Raw genomic sequence first — 17530 nt, forward strand, 5'->3', positions numbered from 1 at the left:
CACGCTGACCGGGGCCGACGACGAGCGGGGAGGGCGTGTGCGGGTCGTGGTGACCGGCGGAGCCGGGTTCATCGGTTCCCATTTCGTGCGGAGCGCCGCCGCCGGGGCCTACCCGGCGCTCGCGGGCGCGGAGATCGTGGTGCTGGACGCCTTCACCTACGCCGGGCGGATCGAGAACCTGGCACCGGTGGCGGACCGGGTCACCGTCGAGCGCGGCGACGTCCGGGACCCGCAGCGGGTCGCCGGGGTGCTGACCGGCGCGGACCTGGTCGTGCACCTCGCCGCGGAGACGCACGTGGACCGCTCGATCACCGGCGCCGCGGACTTCGTGACGACCAACGTCGTCGGGACGCAGGTCCTGCTGCAGGCGGCGCTGGACCGGGGCGTGGGGCGCTTCGTGCACGTCTCGACCGACGAGGTGTACGGGTCGATCGAGCAGGGGGCGTGGCCGGAGAGCCACCCGCTGGAGCCCAACTCGCCGTACTCGGCGGCGAAGGCCGGGTCGGACCTGCTGGCGCGCAGCTACCACCGCACGCACGGCCTGGACGTCGTGGTGACCCGGTGCTCGAACAACTACGGGCCCTACCAGTTCCCGGAGAAGCTGATCCCGCTGTTCGTCACCCGCCTGCTCGACGGGAGGCGGGTCCCGCTCTACGGCGACGGGCTCAACGTGCGGGACTGGCTGCACGTCGACGACCACTGCCGCGGGATCGCGCTGGTCGCGGAGAAGGGCCGGGCCGGGGAGGTCTACAACATCGGCGGCGGCACCGAGCTGACCAACGCCGACCTGACGCGGCGGCTGCTCGCCGCGGTCGGCGCGGGCGAGGACATGATCGAGAACGTCGAGGACCGCAAGGGCCACGACCGCCGGTACTCGGTGGACTGGTCGCGGATCCGCGACGAGCTCGGCTACACGCCGCGGTGGTCGTTCGACGAGGGCCTCGCGGAGACCGTCGCCTGGTACCGGGACCACCGGTCGTGGTGGGAGGCGGTGCGGACGTGAAGGCCACCGAGCTGGGCATCGACGGCGCCTGGACGTTCGAGCCGGCGACGTTCCCCGACCACCGCGGGTCCTTCACCGCACCGTTCCAGGGGCCCGCGTTCCGCGAGGCACTCGGCTTCGACCTGACCGTGGCGCAGACCAACCGGTCGGTGTCGCACCGCGGCGTGATCCGCGGGGTGCACTTCGCCGACGTCCCCCCGGGCCAGGCGAAGTACCTGCACGTCGCCGCCGGCGCGGTCCGGGACGTGATCGTCGACCTGCGGGTCGGGTCGCCGACGTTCGGCCGGTACGAGGTCGTCGAGCTCGACGCGGCCGTGCCGAGGGCCGTCTACCTGGCCGAGGGGCTCGGGCACGCCTTCCAGGCGCTGGCCGACGGCACCGTCGTCGAGTACCTGTGCTCGACGCCGTACGCCCCGGACCGCGAGCACGGCATCAGCCCGCTCGACCCGGAGCTGGCGCTGCCGTGGGCCGACGGGCTCGAACCGGTGCTGTCGGACAAGGACCGGGACGCACCGACGCTGGCGCACGCGTCGGACACCGGTCTGTTGCCCTCCCGCAATCTGTGCGATGCCCGGTACGTCCAGCTCCGCACCACGGGTTAGCCTCCGCCCATGGCGGAGAGCGACCAGCCCCTGAAGATCTCGGTGATCGGCTGCGGGTACCTGGGTGCGGTGCACGCGGCGTCGATGGCCGAGCTGGGCCACGAGGTCGTCGGCGTGGAGGTCGACGCGGAGAAGGCGGAGGCGCTGGCCGCGGGCCGGGTGCCGTTCTACGAACCGGGATTCTCCGAGCTGCTGCGGCGGTCGCTGGACTCGGGCCGGCTGTCGTTCTCCTCGGACATGGCGACGGCCGCGGGTGCGGCGGTGCACTTCGTCTGCGTGGGCACCCCGCAGCGGCGCGGCGAGTACGCGGCGGACCTGACCTACGTGGAGGCGGCGACGGCGTCGCTGCTGGACGTGCTCGGCCCCGGTGAGCTGGTGGTGGGCAAGTCCACGGTTCCCGTGGGGACGGCGGCGCGGCTCGCGGAGCTGGTGGCCGAGCGGGTGCCGGGCGCGGGGCTGGCGTGGAACCCGGAGTTCCTCCGGGAGGGGTTCGCGGTGCAGGACACGCTGCACCCCGACCGCCTGGTCTACGGCGTACCGGGACTGTCCGGGGTGGAGACGGCCGTCGACGCCGAGGCGGTGCTGGACACCGTGTACGCGCGGATCGTCGCCGAGGACACCCCGAAGGTCGTGACCGACTACGCGACCGCGGAGATGGTCAAGACCGCCGCGAACTCGTTCCTGGCCACGAAGATCTCCTTCATCAACGCGATGGCCGAGCTGTGCGAGGCCACCGGTGCGGACGTGAAGCAGCTGGCCGACGCGATCGGGCACGACGACCGGATCGGCCGGAAGTTCCTCAACGCCGGGCTGGGCTTCGGCGGAGGATGCCTGCCGAAGGACATCCGGGCGTTCATGGCGCGGGCCGGTGAGCTGGGGGCCGACCAGGCACTGACCTTCCTGCGGGAGGTCGACAACATCAACATGCGGCGGCGGATCCGGATGGTGGAGCTGGCGCGGCAGGTATGCGACGACTCGCTGCTGGGCAAGCGGATCGCGGTGCTGGGTGCGGCGTTCAAGCCCGACTCCGACGACATCCGGGACTCGCCGGCACTGAACGTGGCGGCGCAGCTGCAGCTGCAGGGCGCGAACGTCCGGGTGACCGACCCGCAGGCCGGGGACAACGTGCGCAAGCACTGGGCGCAGCTCGACTTCGTCGAGACCCCGGAGGAGGCGGCGGAGAACGCCGACGCCGTGCTGCTGCTGACCGAGTGGCGCCAGTACAAGCAGCTCGACCCGGCGGCGTTCGGGAAGGTCGTGCGCACCCGCCGCGTCCTCGACGGCCGCAACGCGCTGGACCGCGAGACCTGGGAGGCGGCGGGCTGGACCTACCGCGCGCTGGGGCGACGGAACGTCTGAGGCCGGCGCGATGAGCACCGACCTGCGGTCCCTGATCGACGACGCCCCGATGCGCCGCTTCCAGTGGCGCGCGGTGACCGTCTGCCTGGTCCTGAACCTGATCGACGGCTTCGACGTGCTCGTCATGGCCTTCACCGGCCGCGCGGTCGCCGCCGAGTGGGGGCTCGGCGGCGCCGAGCTGGGGCTGCTGCTGTCCGCCGGGCTGGTCGGCATGGCGCTGGGCTCGATCTTCCTCGCGCCTGCCGCGGACCGGATCGGCCGGCGCCCCGTCATCGTCGCCGGGCTCGTGGTGGCGGGCATCGGGATGCTGCTGTCGGCGGCCGCGCCGTCGGTGGTCGTCCTCGGTGCGTTGCGGCTGCTCACCGGCGTCGGTGTCGGCGGGGTGCTCGCCTGCAGCAGCACGATCGCCACCGAGTACGCCTCGCGCCGCTGGCGGCCGATGGCGGTGGGCCTGCAGGGGATCGGCTACGCCGGCGGTGCGACGCTCGGCGGGTTGCTGGCCGTCGCGCTGATCGAGGCGCACGGCTGGCGGACGGTGTTCCTGATCGGTGGCGTCGCCACCCTGCTCGCGGTCCCGCTCGTGCTCGGCGCGCTGCCCGAGTCGCTCGGGTTCCTGCTGACCCGGCGGCCCGCGGGCGCCCTGGACCGGGTCAACGCCCTGCTGCGCCGCCTGGACGCGCCCACCGTCACCGAGCTGCCGGATCCCGAGCCCGGCACCGATCCCGGCACCGTGGCCGGCGGGCCGCGGGCCCTGCTGGCACCCGCACTGCGCCGCACGACGGTCGGCCTCTGGGCGATGTTCGTGCTGGTGATGGCGGGGTTCTACTTCGTCACGAGCTGGACGCCGACGCTGCTGATCGAGGCCGGACTGTCGCCGTCGCAGGGGTTGACCGGCGGGACCCTGCTGAACGTCGGCGGGATCTTCGGGACGGTCGTGCTGGGCGCCCTGGCCGCCCGGTGGCCGCTGCGCGGCGTTCTGACCGGCTACCTGCTGGCGAGCGGCGCGCTGCTCGCGCTCCTGCTGCCCGCCCTGTCGGTGCTCGCCGTCGCGTTCGCCGTCGGGATGCTGGTCGGGGTCGTCGTGAACGGCTGCGTCGGCGGCCTGTACGCGCTCGCCGCGACGTCGTACCCGGACCGGATCCGGGCGACCGGGGTCGGCACGGCGATCGGCGTCGGCCGGATCGGGGCGGTGGCCGCGCCGGTCGCGGCGGGGGCGCTGCTCGACGCGGGGGCGTCCCCGCAGGCCCTCTACCTCGGCTCGGCGGTGATCTTCGTGCTGAGCGCGGTCGTGCTGCTGACCCTGCACCGCACGCCCGCGGCCCCCACGACGGCCCGTTAGCGGGTACAACACCGGGGTGACCTCGCATCCCGTGCTGGCCGGATCGGACCGGGAGTCCTTCGGCTCCCTGCACCGCCGCTCCACCCCGCGCGACGAGCGCTACCGGATCGGCAAGGGGCGGCGGGAGGCCGCGCCCCGGTCCACGCTCGCGTCGTGGTCGTCGGCGCTGCGGCGGGTCGACCCGGTCGATCTCGTCGAGATCACCAACTCCGGCCGGGTGCCCGAGCTCGTCCCGCTGCGCGTGCAGCGGATGAGCGCGTCGCCGCACGCGTTCCTGCGCGGTGCCGCGGCGCTGCACGCCGCCGACTTCGCGGTGCTGCCCGCCACCGGGATCCACCCGGTGATCTGCGGCGACGCCCATCTCGGCAACTTCGGCTTCTACGCCTCACCGGAGCGCGAGCTCGTCTTCGACCTCAACGACTTCGACGAGGCCCATCCCGGGGCCTGGGAGTGGGACCTGCGCCGGCTGGTCGCCTCCACCTGGGTGGCCGGGCGGGACTCGGGGGCGTCGGAGCGGCAGTGCGCCGAGGCCGTCGCCCGCTGCGTGCACGCCTACGCCGAGCACCTGCGCGCGCTGGCCGAGCAGCCGCTGCTGGCGCGCTCGTTCGACGTCATGGACGTCGAGACGCTGCGCGACGACGCCGACCACAAGACCGCCCGGCGGGCCATCGACAAGGCCGCCGAGCGCGCCCGCAAGCGGACCAGCGACCGGGCCCTGCCCCGGTTCGTGAGCGAGGACGGTGGCGAGCGCCGGATCGTCACCGAGCCGCCGCTGATCACCCACCCCGACGACGAGCACACCGACCGGATCCTCGCCGCGCTCGACGACTACCTCGCCACGCTCCCGCCGCACTGGGCGCGGATCCTCGGCGGCTACCACGCCACCGACGTCGCCCACAAGGTCGTCGGGGTCGGCTCGGTCGGGCTGCGCGCCTACCTGGTGCTGTGCGAGGGCTCCAGCCCGGACGACGTGCTGTTCCTCCAGCTCAAGCAGGCGCGGCGGTCGGTCGTCGGCCCGTACGTGCACGGCCACGAGGCGTGGCACTCGCACCAGGGACAGCGCGTCGTCGAGTACCAGCAGGCGCTGCAGACCGTCTCCGACCCGCTGCTCGGCTGGACGACGGTCGGCGGCCGCCAGTACTACGTCCGCCAGTTCCGCGACATGAAGGGCGCGATCGTGCCGGACACGCTGTCCGCGCCCGCGTTGGCGGACTACGCCGACATCTGCGGGAAGCTGCTCGCGAAGGGGCACGCCCGGACCTCCGGTGCGTCCATGATCGCCGGTTACCTGGGCAAGGGCGGCAAGGTCGCGGACGCGCTGTGCACCTTCGCCCGCGCCTACGCCGACCAGACCGAGGCCGACCACGACGCGTTGCTGCGCGCAATCCGGTCGGGGCGCCTGTCGGATCGGACACCTGAGCAGGTGCCCGGTGGGGCCATCGGCTAAATTCTGCCCCCGTGACCGTCGTCGAAACCCTGCTGGTCTTCGTGGTCGCGCCGGTGGTTCTGTACTTCGCGATCTGGACGTGGATCGCGCTGCGCAACCGGAGCGCCCGCCCCCGCTACGACGTGGGGGACCCGTGGACGTACGAGCCCCTGTTCTGGATCGCCAACCCGGCCGGCGCCGCGCACCACGCGGCACACGCCCCGGCCGCCGGCAGTGACGCACGAGGAGGTACCGGTGGCAAGTGGTAGCGGCGTCGCCGTCTTCCAGGGCAACGAGGAGGACCTGCCGGAGGGGTCGGTGGTCACGGCCTCCGGCCGGGTCTCCGTGGCCGAGCAGTTCCGCGAGCCCGACCGGTCCGACCTCCCGTTCTCCCCGGTGCAGCTCACGCGTCTCGACGACGCGCTGACCCTCACCAGCCGGGAGACCGGCCTGCGGTTCGCCCTGTACCTGGGTGACCTCGGGTCCGACGCGCGGGCGACCGCCGTCGACCTGCACGGCCGGATCGAGGGCTACGACGACGCCGTCCTGGTCGCCGTGAGTCCCGGGCAGCGGCTGCTGGAGATCGTCACCGGCGCCGAGGCCGCGGTCCGGCTGACCGACCGCGGTGCCAAGCTCGCCCTGATGAGCATGGTGGCGTCCTTCAAGGAGGGCGATCTCTTCGGTGGCCTGCTCTCCGGGCTGCGCATGCTGGCCGACCAGGCCGGTACCCGGGGCTGACCGGCCCCGACCGGGCGCGCGGCCGAACGGACCAGCCGCGTGTCCGGTAAGTGCACGACACCACGAACAGCCGAACGGTTTTAAGGTGTCACTATGGTGCATTCCCGCGAGGCGGTCCCGGAATGACCGGGGCGAGCCCGATCCTGATCGTCGACGACCACGAGCTGGTCGGTTCGGCCCTGGCGCTGAACCTGCGCGCCGAGGGTGAGGACGCGACGTTCCAGCCCGTGCGGTCGGCGGCCGGCGTCCTCGACCACGCCCGCCGCGGCGAGCCCGGGCTGATCGTGCTCGACCTGGACCTCGGCCGGGACCCGGACGGCAACCGGATCGACGGGGTGCGCCTGGTCGCGCCGCTGGTCGACCTCGGATGGCGGGTCGTGGTCCTGTCCGGCAGCTCCGACGCGGGCCGGGTCGGCGCCGCGCTCGACGCCGGGGGGTTCGTCTTCGTCCCGAAGAACGCCCCGTTCCCGGCTCTGCTCAACGCCATCCGCGAGGCCAGGGCGGGGCGGTCGGTGATGCCGCCCGGCCGCCGGGAGCAGTTCATCAAGCTGCACCGCGACCGCGAGAGCGAGCGCCGCGACCTGCACGAGAAGCTGAACAAGCTCACGCAGCGCGAGCGCGAGGTGCTGGCGCTGCTCGCCGGCGGGAAGCGGGCCCAGGCCGTCGCGGACCATTTCGTCGTGTCGCTGGCGACCGTCCGGACCCAGATCCGCGCCGTCCTCACCAAGCTCGAGGTCGGGTCCCAGCTCGAGGCCGTGGCGCTCTACCGGAAGGCAGCAGGGCTCTGAGCCGTCCGGACCTGTCCCGCTGGGCCGTCCGTCCCTGCGCCTCCACCTGCGGTGATGGCCCGGGCGCGCTGCGTCGAAGGGCCGTTCGTCTGCAAGGGTGACCCTGTCTCCTGAGGTGTGGATCTCGGCCTATCATCCCTCCTCATCAGTTCCGATGACCCGGGAGGACAGCGTGGCGGCGGGCAGCTTCAGCGGCGTGCTCGGGCGGCATCTTCGCGCTCGCGGGGCACCTGGCCGACGCACTCGTCGTCGTCACCCTCTGTGTGGTCGTCGTGGCGGTCACCCGGCCCGCGGTCGTCACCGGCTGGCTCGACGTCGCCTCCTCGACCTCGGTCCTGACCCTGGTCGCCGCCGCGGTCGGCTCGGCGGCGGCGATCGTCGCCCTCGTCACCGGGCGGCTGTCGGGGGACCCGCGGCCGTCCTGGTTCGGGGCGGCGCTGCTGCTCTACGGCGTGGTCGTGCTGCCGCTGTCGGCGCTCGTCGTCCAGGGGCAGCCGGCCGGGGTGTCCCGGCTCGCGGTGCTGTCGATGCTCGCGGTGGGCATGTGCATCCTGATCGCCGCCCTGCGCCCGCCGGCCCGGCTCGGGGCCTGGGGCGGCTGGGCGCTGTTCGTGGTCGCGATGGCGCTCGGCGGCGTGGTCGCGCTCCAGGAGGAGACGCCGTTCAGCACGGTGCTGGCCACCAGCCCGCTGCCGTCGATCCTGATCCAGGCCGGCTGGTCCGCCGTCGCGGTGCTGTTCCTGTTCGACGGCTACCGGCGGCAGAGCCGGGTCCGGTCCCGGCTCGGCCTGGGGCTGCTGGTCATCGCGGTGTCGCAGCTGTACCGGGCCGTCGTCCCCAGCGAGCCGGTGACCGGCCTGGTGTACCCGTCGCTGCGGATCCTCGGGATGGCCGTCGTGCTGTCGGCGCTGCTCAGCATGGCGCTGCGCGCGGTGACCCGGCTGCAGGACGAGTACGACCGGCTGCAGGAGACCCTGGGCGACGCGACCCGGCTGCTCGAGCGCGCCGCCGGGCAGGCCGCCGAGCGCGACCACGAGCTGCGCAACGGCCTCGCCGGCCTCGCGGGTGCGGCCTACCTGCTCTCGCACACCGACGGCGACGACCGCACCGACCAGCTCCGTGAGGCCGTGCTGTCCGAGCTCGGCCGGCTGCGCGTGATGCTGGAGAGCCCGGTGCTGGCCACCGGCGGGCCCGCGGAGGAGCCCGATCCGCTCGTCGACGAGCGGGACGCGGCACTGCTCGACCTGGGCCCGGCGTTCGCGCCCGTCACCCCGGCGCCGCTCGCCGCGAACGGGCACGTGCACGGCGTCGGACCGGTGCTGCACCAGCTGGTCGACCTGCGAGCCGACCAGCAGGGGATCACCCTCCGGGTCGACGACGGGCTGCCCGCCGTCGCGGCGCCGGAGTCGGTCACGCGCCAGGTCGTGACCAACCTGCTCGCCAACTGCGCCCGGCACGCCCCCGGGGCGTCGGTGACGGTGCGGGGCCGCGACGCCGACGTCCCCGGATTCGTGGCCGTCGAGGTCCGCGACACCGGGCCCGGTCTCCCCGGCGGGCAGGACACCATGGTGATCCGACGCGGGGTGCACGACGAGTCGGCGGGCGGATCCGGGCTCGGCCTCCACATCAGCGCCCGGTTGGCGCACGAGCACGGCGGCGATCTGGTGCTCCACACGGCGCACGACCCGCTGGGCTGTCTGGCAGTACTCACTCTTCCGGTTGCCCACTGATCGGGTCAGCTCGGCGTTCTGACCTGCGGATCTGTCACCGCGGGCAACGTTGTTCGCGCTGGGTCATTCCCCCGGAGCCCTTGGTGATCCCATACTGGGTGCCGTGACGGCGTGGTTCGGTGACGACTCCGGCCTCCGCCGTCCGCACGAAGGAGGTCACCATGGCGCAATCGCACGACGGCGCAGCCGCCCCGGGCCCGAGCGGGCGCCGGGCCACGCCTGATTCCTCGACCCCCTCGGCAGCGGTGCTCACACCGCCGACCGGCCTGCCCTCCGTCACACCGTCGGCGCCGCCACGCATCCCGCAGCAGCGGACCGCGGCCGAGCCCGTCGCCCCGGCCCCGCCGGCGCAGCCCGGCGTGGCGATGTGCACCTGCGGGCACCCGGAGGAGATGCACGAGCACTACCGGTCCGGCAGCGACTGCGGTGCCTGCGGCGCCCGGGCCTGCGGGGCGTTCCGCTCCGCCGACGAGACCGGGTCGCGCGCACGGCCGCGCAACCCGCTGCGGACGCTGCTGCGCCGCCGCGGCTGAACGTCCACCCACCGCACGCACGAGGGCCCCGGGAGCACGCTCCCGGGGCCCTCGCTCTGCGTCCTCCTGATCAGGGCTGCTCGACGGCGGTCGCCTGGTCCGGGGTGGAGGGGGTCGGCTGGCCGTCGAACTCCCGGGCGGCGAGCGCCCGGACGATCCCGGCGCGGCCCTCGGTCACCAGCCGGCGCAGGGCGGCCGGCTTCGACTCGTCGGCGAGCCAGGCGTCGGCGGCGGCGACGGTGCTCGGCTCCACCGCCCAGGACGGGAACAGCCCGACGACGACGTTCTGCGCCAGCTCCGAGGTCCGCCGCGCCCACACGCCGTCGATCTCGGCGAAGTAGCGGTCGACGTACCCGTCGAGCAGGCCGCGCTGCGCGGGGTGCGAGAAGCCCGCGATCGCCGACTCGTTCATCGAGTTGGGCAGCGAGTCGTCGTGCACGGCACGCTGCCAGGCCCGCTCCTTGGCCTCGGCGGTCGGGACCAGCGCGCGGGCCCGCTCACCCTGCCGGGCACCGGTCGAGGTCGCGTCGCGCTGCTCCTCCTCGGCGATCTCGGTCTCGCCCGCCCGTCCGTGCGCGACCAGCGCGTGCAGCAGCCGCCAGCGCAGGTCGGCGTCGACGGTCAGCCCGGCCGGGACCTGCACGTCGAGCAGCCAGCCCTTCATCGCGTCGAGGGTGACGTCCGGCAGCACAGACGAGGCCAGGGCGTTCACGACGGCGAGCTGGATGTCCGACCCGGCGGGGGCGGTGTCCAGCCGGAAGCGCAGCGCGTCGGTCAGCAGCGGCCAGCCTCGCCCGGCGGCCCACTCCGGGGTGCAGTACGACGCCGTCGCGGTCTGGGCCTGCATCAGCAGCCGCTGTACGACGCCGATCTCGGTCTCGGTGTCGAACCCGCCGGCGACGAGGGTGACGAAGTCGCGGGCCTTCAGCTCGGCCTCGCGGGTCATCTCCCAGGCCGACGACCAGCACAGCGTCCGCGGCAGCGGGTCGGCGATGTCGCCGATCCGGTCGACCAGGGTGGCCAGCGAGCCGGGGTCGAGACGCAGCGCGCAGTAGGTGAGGTCGTCGTCGTTGACCAGGACCAGCTTGCCGCGGGGGAGGCCGACGAGCTCGGGGACCGGGGTCCGCTCGCCGGAGACGTCGAGCTCGACCCGGTGGGTGCGGACCAGCTTCCCGGTCGCCGGGTCGTCGTCGTACACGCCGACCGCGATCCGGTGCGTGCGCAGCTCGCCGGCGCCGGGGCGGGCCCCGCCCTGCACGACGTCGAACGAGGTGAACTTGCCCGCCTCGTCGACCCCGAACGACGGCCGCAGCAGGTTCAGACCGGTGGTGCGCAGCCACTGCGCGCCCCAGTCGGACAGGTCCCGCCCGGACGCCTTCTCCAGCGCGCCCAGCAGGTCGTCGAACGTGGCGTTGCCCCACGCGTGCGCGGCGAAGTAGTCCCGCAGCCCGGCCAGGAACGGCTCCAGGCCGACGTAGGCGACGAGCTGCTTGAGCACCGACGCGCCCTTGGCGTAGGTGATCCCGTCGAAGTTGACCTCGACGGCCTGCAGGTCCGGGATGTCCGCGGCGATCGGGTGCGTCGACGGGAGCTGGTCCTGCCGGTAGGCCCAGGACTTCTCGACGTTCGCGAACGTGGTCCAGGCGTTGGTGTACTCGGTGGCGTCGGCCTGGCACAGCACGGACGCCCAGGTGGCGAACGACTCGTTCAGCCACAGGTCGTCCCACCAGCGCATGGTCACGAGGTCGCCGAACCACATGTGCGCCATCTCGTGCAGGATCGTCTCGGCGCGCCGCTCGTAGAGGGTGCGGGTGACCCGGGACCGGAAGACGTAGTCCTCCAGGAACGTGATCGCACCGGCGTTCTCCATCGCGCCGGCGTTGAACTCCGGGACGAAGAGCTGGTCGTACTTGCCGAACGGGTAGGTCACCCGGAAGTTGCGGTGGTAGAAGTCGAAGCCCTGCTTCGTCTCCGTGAAGATCCGTTCGTGGTCCATGTGCGGGGCCAGCGAGGCGCGGCAGTAGATGCCGAGCGGGATCTCCGCGTGCTCGTCGCGGTAGGTGTCGTGCCAGCTCGCGTACGGCCCCGCGATCAGCGCGACCAGGTAGGTCGAGAGGATCCCGGTCCGCTCGAAGCGGTGCACGCCGCCCTCGACGGCGGCCGGTGCGTTCGAGACGACCTTCCAGTCCTCCGGCGCGGTCACGGTGATCGTGTAGCGGGCCTTCAGGTCGGGCTGGTCGAAGCACGGGAACAGCCGCTTGCAGTCGGCCGTCTCGAACTGCGAGTAGAGGTAGACACCGCCGTCGACCGGGTCGACGAAACGGTGCAGGCCCTCGCCGGTGTTGGTGTACAGGCCGGTGGCGACGACCGTCAGCTCGTTCTCGGCCGCCAGGTCCGGCAGCGCGAGGCCGCCCTCCTCGGTCCATCCCGCGACGTCGAGTCCGGTCCCGTTCAGCGTCGCCGAGGTGATGTCCTCGCCGACCCACTCGATCCAGGTGCTGCCGCCCGGTTCCGCCGCGGCGAACCGCACGGTGGTGGTGACGGCGAACGTCCGCTCGGAGGGGGCACCGGCGCCGTCGGTGAGGTCGATCGTGACGTCGTAGGTCGACACGTCGAGCAGCGCTGCGCGCTCCTCGGCCTGGACACGGGTCAGGTTGGGCGGGGTCACGTCGTTCGAGGTCCTCTCCCGGGAGTGGGGTCGACCGGCATCCAATCACGGTGCCCGGTCCACGGCCCGCGGAATCCCCGGAGCGGCACCGGCGTTGCGCCCGACATGACGACTGCTGCTGCCGACGGCCGTGCCCGCGTCGACGTCTGGTTCGACCCGCTGTGTCCCTGGGCCTGGCTGACCTCCCGGTGGGTGCTCGAGGTGGAGAAGGTCCGCGAGGTCGACGTGACCTGGCACGTGATGAGCCTCGCGGTGCTCAACGAGGGCCGTGACCTCCCCGAGAAGTACCGCGACCTGATGGACCGCGCGTGGGGCCCGGTCCGGGTCTGCATCGCCGCCGCCGAGGCGCACGGGCCGGAGATCCTCGGTCCGCTCTACACCGCGATGGGCGAGCGGATCCACAACCAGCAGAACAAGGACTTCGACGACGTGATCGCCGGGGCCCTCAAGGAGCTGGACCTGCCCGGGTCGCTGGCCGACGCCGCGCACTCGACCGAGTGGGACGAGAAGCTGAAGGTCAGCCACCACGAGGGCATGGACCCGGTGGGGCTGGACGTCGGTACCCCGACCATCCACGTCGACGGCGTCGCGTTCTTCGGGCCCGTCATCTCCCGGGTGCCGAAGGGCGAGGACGCCGGACGGCTGTTCGACGGCGCCCGGCTGATGGCGGAGAACCCGCACTTCTTCGAGCTGAAGCGGACCCGCACCGAGGACCCGTCGTTCGACTACTGAGCGACTGGTGAGCCTGCCCTTGCCCCGCGTGTGAGGATCAGGGCATGAGCGAGACGACGCTGTCCCACGTCATCGGCGGCACCTCCCGCGAGTCCGCGGGCACCGACCGGATCGAGGTGGTGGACCCGGCGACCGGGGCGCCCGTCGGGTCGGTGCCCGCCGGGACCGCCGCCGACGTCGACGCCGCGGTCGCGGCCGCCCGTGCCGCGTTCCCGGGATGGTCGGAGACGCCGGTCGGGCAGCGCGCGGCCGTGGTGAAGGCGATCTCCGCCGGGCTGAAGGAGCGGGCGGGCGAGATCGCCGACACGATCACCGCCGAGATGGGCTCGCCGATCACCTTCTCGCAGAAGGTGCAGGTCGCGATGCCGATCGGGTCGTCGGCGACGGTCGCGGGGCTGGCCGACGGCTTCGCCTGGACCGAGGAGATCGGCAACTCGCTGGTCGTCCGGGAGCCGATCGGCGTGGTCGGCGCGATCACGCCGTGGAACTACCCGCTGCACCAGATCGTCGCGAAGGTCGCGCCCGCGCTGCTGGCCGGGAACACGGTCGTCCTGAAGCCGACCGAGGTCGCGCCGCTGACCGCGCAGATCCTCGCCGAGGTCGCGGCGGCGGCCGGGCTGCCCGCGGGCGCGTTCAACGTCGTGCACGGCACCGGGCCCGTCGTCGGCGAGGCGATCGCGGCGCACCCGGACGTCGACATGGTGTCCTTCACCGGCTCCACCCGGGCCGGCAAGCGGGTCTCGGTGGTCGCCGCCGACACCGTCAAGCGGGTCGCGCTGGAGCTGGGCGGCAAGTCGGCGAACGTGGTCCTCGAGGACGCCGACCTGGCCAGGGCGGTCAAGGTGGGCCTCGGCAACGCCTGGATCAACGGCGGCCAGACCTGCACCGCGTGGACCCGGATGCTCGTGCCCGCCTCGAAGCAGGACGAGATCGTCGCCCAGCTCGTGGCGGCGGCGGAGAAGTACAGCGTCGGCGACCCGACCGACCCGTCGACCCGGATCGGTCCGATGTCGTCGGCGGCCCAGCAGGAGCGGGTGCGCGGCTACGTCGAGCGCGGTGTCGCCGACGGTGCCCGGGTCGTCTTCGGCGGCCCGGGGCCGGTCGAGGGCCTCGACGGCGGTGCCTACGTCCGCCCGACGATCTTCGCCGACGTCGAGCCGGACGCCGTCATCGCGCAGGAGGAGATCTTCGGCCCGGTGCTGTCGGTGATCCCCTACGCCGACGAGGAGCAGGCCGTCGAGATCGCCAACAGCACCGTCTACGGCCTGGCCGGGGCGGTGTTCGGCGAGCAGGAGCACGCGATGGCCGTCGCGCGCCGGCTGCGGACGGGGCAGGTGGACGTGAACGGCGGCGCCTTCAACATCCAGGCGCCGTTCGGCGGGTACAAGCAGTCCGGCAACGGCCGGGAGCTGGGCCGGTACGGGCTGGAGGAGTTCCTGGAGACCAAGTCGATCCAGCAGTAGGTCCTGCGGCGGACGGCCCCGCCCCGGCGGGCCCGGTGGGTGCGATCGCGAACGTCCGGGCCGCTTCGGCCGTGGCCGGGGCGCCGGACGTACAGGGTGCCCCGCCGTGGACACCTGGAACTCACGACGGTCGGCCCCGGTACTCGGCAGTGTTTTCGGCACTGTGGTCGGCACTGTGCTCGTGCTCGCCGGTGCGCTCGCCGGGACACACCTGGCCGTCGCCGCGGCGGTCACACCGGCGGGGCCCGGCGCCGACCGTGTCGCCCGCACGGCGCTGAGCCCGTACCGCGACGGCGCGTTCACGGTCCGCGCGGCGGCCGTCGACCGGCGGGTCGGAGTCGCGAGCGCCGAGGACGGGTCCTACGTGCTGGGCCACACGCCCGCCGGGGGCGACGTCGTCCTCGACCTGGACCTCCTCGCCGGTGACACGGCCCGGCCGTGGTGGGTGGAGCCCGCCACCGGCCGGACGCTGGAGCTGGCCGTGCTCGCGAGCGTCGGCGTCGCCCGGTTCCCCGTGCCCGACGGCGGCGGACGGGAGTGGGTGCTGGTCGTCGACGATGCCGCGGCCGGGTACGGCGCCCCCGACGCGGACGCCGTCGCCGACACCGTCGCCGGGACGGCCGGGGAGACGGCGCGTCCGGCCCCGGGGTCCGGCGATCCGGCCTCCGGCGAGACGGGTTCCGGCGACCCGGACCGTGCCGGGGACGGCCCCACCTCCGGCACCGACCCCGAGCACCGCCGTTTCCCGGGCGACCCGGCCCCCACGCGCGCTCCCGAGCCCGCTCCCGCGAAGCGCGCTCCGGCGAAGCCCGCTCCCGCGGAGCCTGCTCCGGCCGCGAAGCCCGGACCGGCCGCCGAGCAGAAGCCGGACACCCCGGACGCCGCCGTCTGGGACCGCCTCAGCCGGTGCGAGTCCTCCGGCGACTGGCAGATCTCGACCGGCAACGGTTACTACGGCGTTATCCGAACAGATCCACTACAGGGTGATGCAGATCACTGCCCTGCGAGTGGGAGGAGTTGGGGCGCGCGGATGATGTCGTGGCTCGGTCTGGAGGGTTCGTCGTGACGCCCGGGCGCGCGGATTCGGCTGGGCGGTCAGATGTGCGGTGTCGGGGGCTGGCCGAGCTCGTCGAGGAGGGCGCGGAGCTTGGCAGCGATCCGTTGGTGTCGTTCGACTTCGCGGTCCCAGCCGCGGGTCCGGGCGTCGTCGATGAGTTGCTGTTCGACGTCGAGGCGGGCGTGCAGTCGGGGTGCGTAGTCGGGTGTGGTGAGGAACTTCGAGCAGGTCAGGTAGAGGTCGCATTCGCAGGGGCCCTCTTGGGGCAGGCGCAGGCAGCGGCCGAGTTCGAGTTCGGTCTTGTAGAAGTTCGTCGACAGCCAGTTCACCGCCTCGTCGGTGAGTTCGCCGCTGCGGATGGCCTCGGCCTGCGGGCCGGCCAGCACCGCGCCGGGAGTGAGGACGGCCTGGTAGTCGGCGAGCACGACCGGGTCGGACAGGCTGGTGTAGGTCATCGACATGCCGGCCGAGCTGTGCCCGAGGACCTTCATGATGGTCTGGATCTTCGCGCCGCGTTCGCCGAGCTGGGTGCCGATGGTGTGCCGGAACCGGTGTGGGTGGATCAGGGCCCGGCCCTTGTCGTCGACGAACCCGAGCTGTTCGCAGACCCGTTCCAGGCCGCGTTTGAACAGGTAGTCCGGGCTGGCCAGGCGTCCGTTGCGCAGGAACAGGTAGCGGATCTCGCGGCCGAGGTCCGGGTCGAACAGCGACCGGTCGGTCTGGGCGCGACGCTGCGCGATCAGTGCGCGGAGCGCGTCGGCGGCTTCAGGGTGGATCGGCGCTACTCGTTCCTTGCCGGACTTGCCGGCGGCCAACCGGAGCCGATGGGTCCCGTCGGGGTAGGTGTCGAGGCAATCCAGATCGAGCTTGTGGATCTCACCGCTGCGAGCGCCGCTCCAGCGGGCGAGCAGCAGCGCGCAGCGCTGCAGCTGGCAATCCAGCTCGCGGATGCCGTCCATCAGCGGTTCGAGCTGCTCGGCCGGGATGAATCGCGGGACCCGGTCGATGTTGCGCGGGACGTCAGCGGTGGTCAGCGGGGCCCGTGCAGGCATGGCGTCCCAGCCGTGGTTGGCGGCGTGTCGGAAGAACGCGACGACGTGTCTGATCACGTGCTGGCGATAGATGGCCGAGAGTGGCTGGTCGGGGTGTTTCCACTTGCGCTGGTGCGGCAGCCAAGCCAGGAACCCCAGCAGCGCCGGACGATCCAGCCCGGCCAAGCTGGTTTCCTCCGGCCGGGTCTCGATGTGCCAGGCGGCCAGGCGCAACAGCGCCGAGCGGGCCTGGGCGACGGTGCCGGGGCGGCGGGTGACCGCGAGCTCATCGACATAGCGGTCCATCACCGCGCCGACCCCGGGGACGGTGCTCAGCGCGCGGCGGCGTCGGGGGTGTTTGCGCAGTGGCAGGGTCTCGATGACCCCGGTGTGGAACAGCAGGACCCCGGTCTGGGTGGCGTGAGTCATCCAGTTCATCGGGAACCCGGAGCGCTGGTCGGTCGGCATATCGATCTGATCGTTCTCAGGCAGCGAGTGGATGTGGCGGATGCTGTCTCGCAGCTCGTCGATGTCGGCTGCGGTCAGGGTGTGCAGGTCCGGGTCAGCGCGGTGGAGCAGCAGCCGGGGGATGGCCCAGGAATGCTGCCAGTGCACTCCGCTCTTCTTTGCACCGAGCGCGACTGCCCGGTCCAGCAGCTCGGCCATCTGGGCGCGCAGCGCCAACCCGAGCCCGTCGGCGATCGGAAGGATCCGCAGGACCTTGACCCCGAACAGCCAGGTCCAGTCCAGCGGAAGCCGCCCGGTCAGGCTCAGATAGATCAGGTAGGGCCGCGCGTTCAGGCTGGCCCGCGCCGCCGCCGGGTCCACCAGCGCGCCGTGCGCTCGGCGGGGGATGTTGCCGGTCGGCCCCAGGCGTTCAGCGATCGGTCGGCGCATCCAGCGGGCCAGGCTCGGGTAGTGCGCGACGAACTCCGTGCGCGCATCGCGCAATGCCGGGCCCCAGTTCCTCGAGGCCCGCAGCCCGTCCCGGACGAACCGCTCGTACTCCTGCGCCGAGGCGTGCCACGGTTCCGAGAAATCACGGGGCCGGCGCGATGAGC

The 17530-nt window shown here is 73.0% G+C and carries 15 protein-coding genes; 13 read left to right on the forward strand and 2 right to left on the reverse strand.

What is annotated here, in order from left to right; translation table 11 throughout:
• The first annotated feature begins 37 nt into the window (after positions 1 to 37).
• The 10 genes from rfbB to AD017_RS19880 all read left to right on the forward strand — a co-directional run bounded on the left by rfbB (position 38) and on the right by AD017_RS19880 (position 9518).
• Entirely contained in the window at positions 38 to 1003 is a 966-nt protein-coding gene (rfbB, locus tag AD017_RS19835) for a dTDP-glucose 4,6-dehydratase (RefSeq protein WP_060575088.1), read from the forward strand.
• Positions 1000 to 1605 carry a dTDP-4-dehydrorhamnose 3,5-epimerase family protein gene (locus AD017_RS19840; RefSeq protein WP_060576495.1) on the forward strand — a complete coding sequence of 202 codons (606 nt, stop codon included), beginning with the start codon at positions 1000 to 1002 and terminating at the stop codon, positions 1603 to 1605. Before rfbB ends, AD017_RS19840 begins: the two co-directional genes overlap by 4 nt.
• A 9-nt stretch (positions 1606 to 1614) precedes the next feature.
• Entirely contained in the window at positions 1615 to 2964 is a 1350-nt protein-coding gene (locus tag AD017_RS19845) for a UDP-glucose/GDP-mannose dehydrogenase family protein (protein WP_010241290.1), read from the forward strand.
• Positions 2965 to 2974: 10 nt separating this feature from the next.
• Entirely contained in the window at positions 2975 to 4303 is a 1329-nt protein-coding gene (locus AD017_RS19850; RefSeq protein WP_060575089.1) for an MFS transporter, read from the forward strand.
• Positions 4304 to 4319: 16 nt separating this feature from the next.
• The gene (locus AD017_RS19855) at positions 4320 to 5750 is read left to right on the forward strand and encodes a DUF2252 domain-containing protein (protein ID WP_060575090.1); all 1431 of its coding nucleotides are present in this window, start codon (positions 4320 to 4322) and stop codon (positions 5748 to 5750) included.
• An 11-nt stretch (positions 5751 to 5761) separates the two neighbouring features.
• Positions 5762 to 5998, forward strand: coding sequence for a hypothetical protein (locus AD017_RS19860; protein WP_060575091.1), 237 nt, complete (start codon positions 5762 to 5764; stop codon positions 5996 to 5998).
• Entirely contained in the window at positions 5985 to 6467 is a 483-nt protein-coding gene (locus AD017_RS19865) for a DUF5130 family protein (RefSeq protein ID WP_010241297.1), read from the forward strand. The genes AD017_RS19860 and AD017_RS19865 overlap by 14 nt, the downstream gene beginning before the upstream one ends.
• Positions 6468 to 6589: 122 nt before the next feature.
• A complete protein-coding gene (locus AD017_RS19870) occupies positions 6590 to 7255 on the forward strand; it encodes a response regulator transcription factor (RefSeq protein ID WP_010241298.1) in 666 nt (221 codons plus the stop codon).
• A gap of 263 nt (positions 7256 to 7518) precedes the next feature.
• Positions 7519 to 8985, forward strand: a complete 1467-nt coding sequence (locus tag AD017_RS19875) for a sensor histidine kinase KdpD (RefSeq protein ID WP_060575092.1) — start codon at positions 7519 to 7521, stop codon at positions 8983 to 8985.
• Positions 8986 to 9146: 161 nt separating this feature from the next.
• Entirely contained in the window at positions 9147 to 9518 is a 372-nt protein-coding gene (locus AD017_RS19880) for a hypothetical protein (protein WP_139317619.1), read from the forward strand.
• A 70-nt stretch (positions 9519 to 9588) separates the two neighbouring features.
• Here AD017_RS19880 and pepN read toward each other — a convergent pair whose 3' ends face one another.
• Positions 9589 to 12186 carry an aminopeptidase N gene (pepN, locus tag AD017_RS19885; protein WP_060575093.1) on the reverse strand — a complete coding sequence of 866 codons (2598 nt, stop codon included), beginning with the start codon at positions 12184 to 12186 and terminating at the stop codon, positions 9589 to 9591.
• Between the two features lie 105 nt (positions 12187 to 12291).
• Between pepN and AD017_RS19890 the strand changes: the two genes are divergently transcribed.
• From AD017_RS19890 to AD017_RS19900, 3 genes are all read left to right on the forward strand, one after another.
• On the forward strand, positions 12292 to 12918 hold the full coding sequence (locus AD017_RS19890; protein ID WP_060575094.1) for a hypothetical protein: 627 nt from the start codon (positions 12292 to 12294) through the stop codon (positions 12916 to 12918).
• A 44-nt stretch (positions 12919 to 12962) separates the two neighbouring features.
• The gene (locus AD017_RS19895) at positions 12963 to 14381 is read left to right on the forward strand and encodes an aldehyde dehydrogenase family protein (RefSeq protein ID WP_060575095.1); all 1419 of its coding nucleotides are present in this window, start codon (positions 12963 to 12965) and stop codon (positions 14379 to 14381) included.
• Positions 14382 to 14544: 163 nt separating this feature from the next.
• A complete protein-coding gene (locus AD017_RS19900; RefSeq protein WP_168172284.1) occupies positions 14545 to 15447 on the forward strand; it encodes a putative collagen-binding domain-containing protein in 903 nt (300 codons plus the stop codon).
• 29 nt (positions 15448 to 15476) lie between these two features.
• Here AD017_RS19900 and AD017_RS36450 read toward each other — a convergent pair whose 3' ends face one another.
• Entirely contained in the window at positions 15477 to 17420 is a 1944-nt protein-coding gene (locus tag AD017_RS36450; RefSeq protein ID WP_227013334.1) for a tyrosine-type recombinase/integrase, read from the reverse strand.
• Positions 17421 to 17530: the final 110 nt, after the last annotated feature.

It is taken from the genome of Pseudonocardia sp. EC080619-01 (assembly GCF_001420995.1).
Taxonomy (GTDB): Bacteria; Actinomycetota; Actinomycetes; order Mycobacteriales; family Pseudonocardiaceae; genus Pseudonocardia.